Here is a 1,971-nt window from a genome sequence, read left to right on the forward strand (position 1 = left end):
GCCGAACGACGACGACGCCCGCCGCGACGTCCACCGGCGGCACCGGCAGCTCCCGCATTGGTCGAGTTGAACTTGATCCATTCAGCCCCGCCTTCATCGTTGTTGGTGAGGAAGTTGGCGGCACGGATGGCTTCCATTTCCTTGCCTGCACGCGGCTTGGTCGAGCCCAGGCCAAACAGCTGGCAGAAGGTCTCGTCATCCATATCCGCAGGTACGATGATGCCTTTGGCTTCGATCTCGGCTTTCTTCTCAGCCAGTTTCTTCGGACCCACCGGCAGGGCAATCGGGTTCATGATTGCCGAGGTCATCCCGGTGGCCATGGCCATCGGCAGGAAGGCGTTGTTGATGCCGTGACGGTTCGGCAAGCCGAACGAGATGTTCGAGGCCCCACAGGTGGTGTTCACGCCCAGCTCGTCGCGCAGGCGACGGTTCAGTTCAAACACCTGCAGGCCAGCGGTGCCCATGGCACCGATCGGCATGACCAGCGGGTCAACCACGATGTCGTGGGCCGGGATGCCGAAGTCAGCTGCGCGTTCCACGATCTTCTTGGCCACGGCAAAGCGCACTTCCGGGTCTTCGGAAATGCCGGTGTCGTCGTTCGAAATGGCCACAACCGGAACGTTGTATTTCTTGACCAGCGGCAGAACCACCTCAAGACGCTCTTCTTCCCCGGTGACCGAGTTCAGAAGCGGACGGCCTTTTGCGGCCTCAAGACCAGCCTCCAGCGCACCCGGCACCGACGAGTCGATGCAGAGCGGGCAATCGGTCACGGCCTGCACGGTTTCGACCAGCTTGCGCATCAGGTCCGGCTCAACAAAGTTGTTGTCGGCGTAACGCGGATCTTCGGCCATTTTGTTCGAGAACACAGCGCCCGAGTTGATGTCGAGAATGGTGGCGCCAGCAGCTACCTGTGCCAGCGCATCACGCTCAACGCGCGAGAAATCATCGCGCTCCAGCTCTTCGTTCAGGATCTTGCGGCCGGTCGGGTTGATGCGCTCGCCGATCACCGAGAACGGCTGGTCAAAGCCGATGATCGAGGTCTTGGTGGCGCTTTCGACGATGGTGCGGGTCATGTCTTATCCTTTGGTCGCGTTGGAGACAGCGTTGACGGGGGCGGTGTTCTCACCGCCGTTGTTGATGGCCCAGTTGGCATTGGTCTTGATGCCGCCCAGCGGGAAGAAGTGGACCTTTTCGATGTTGAAATCGGGGTTGGCGGCCTTGTGGGCGGCCAGTTCGTTCAAAACATCGGTGGGTTCATAGGGCAGCAGCAGCTTGGACACGTCCATAGCACGTTTCTGCAGAACTTTCAGCGACGGACCGACGCCACAGGCAATGGCGAATTTGATCAGGGTCTGCAGTTTGGCCGGACCGGCGATGCCGATATGCACCGGGATGTCGATGCCCGAGGCTTTCAGACCGTTGGCCCATTCGATGATTGGACCAGCTTCAAAAGCGAACTGGGTGGCCAAGGCCATCTTGGCGTCGGTGCGCTTTGAGAACTCTTGTTTCCACGACAGCGCGTCATCGACGTTCTTGCGCGAGCCGTCCGGGTCGATGTCCTTGTTGCCTTCCGGGTGGCCGGCGACATGCAGGTTGGTGAAACCGTGCTTGTCAAACAGACCGGATTCCAGAAGCTGCATCGAGCAGTGGAAATCGCCGTGGGGCTTTTCCACGCCGCCTGCGAGCAACAGCGCCTCTTTCACATCGGCTTCGCCCTGATAGCGGTTGATCCAGTCGGCAAGCGTGGCCTCGTCCTTGATGATACGCGCCGGGAAGTGCGGCATCACCTCAAAGCCTTCGCCATTGATGCGCTTGGCGGTCTCGACCATCTCTTCGATCGGGGTGCCTTCGATGTGCGCGATATAAACGCGCGTGCCTTCCGGCAGCAGGTCGCGGAAATCGTCAACCTTCGCCGCGGTGCGCGGCATCACCTCGATCGAATAGCCCTGCAAGAAGGCTTCGAGCGCGGGG

The 1,971-nt window shown here is 60.5% G+C and carries 2 protein-coding genes; both read right to left on the reverse strand.

Annotated elements, in window-relative coordinates:
• Positions 1 to 1,073: methyltetrahydrofolate cobalamin methyltransferase (locus O2N63_RS17450; RefSeq protein WP_271055590.1), on the reverse strand; the 1,073-nt coding region annotated here is incomplete at its 3' end.
• Between the two features lie 3 nt (positions 1,074 to 1,076).
• The coding region (locus tag O2N63_RS17455; RefSeq protein ID WP_271055591.1) for a methylenetetrahydrofolate reductase at positions 1,077 to 1,971 on the reverse strand (895 nt) is incomplete at its 5' end.

The organism is Aliiroseovarius salicola (assembly GCF_027891095.1).
In the GTDB taxonomy this organism is placed as follows: Bacteria; Pseudomonadota; Alphaproteobacteria; order Rhodobacterales; family Rhodobacteraceae; genus Aliiroseovarius; species Aliiroseovarius salicola.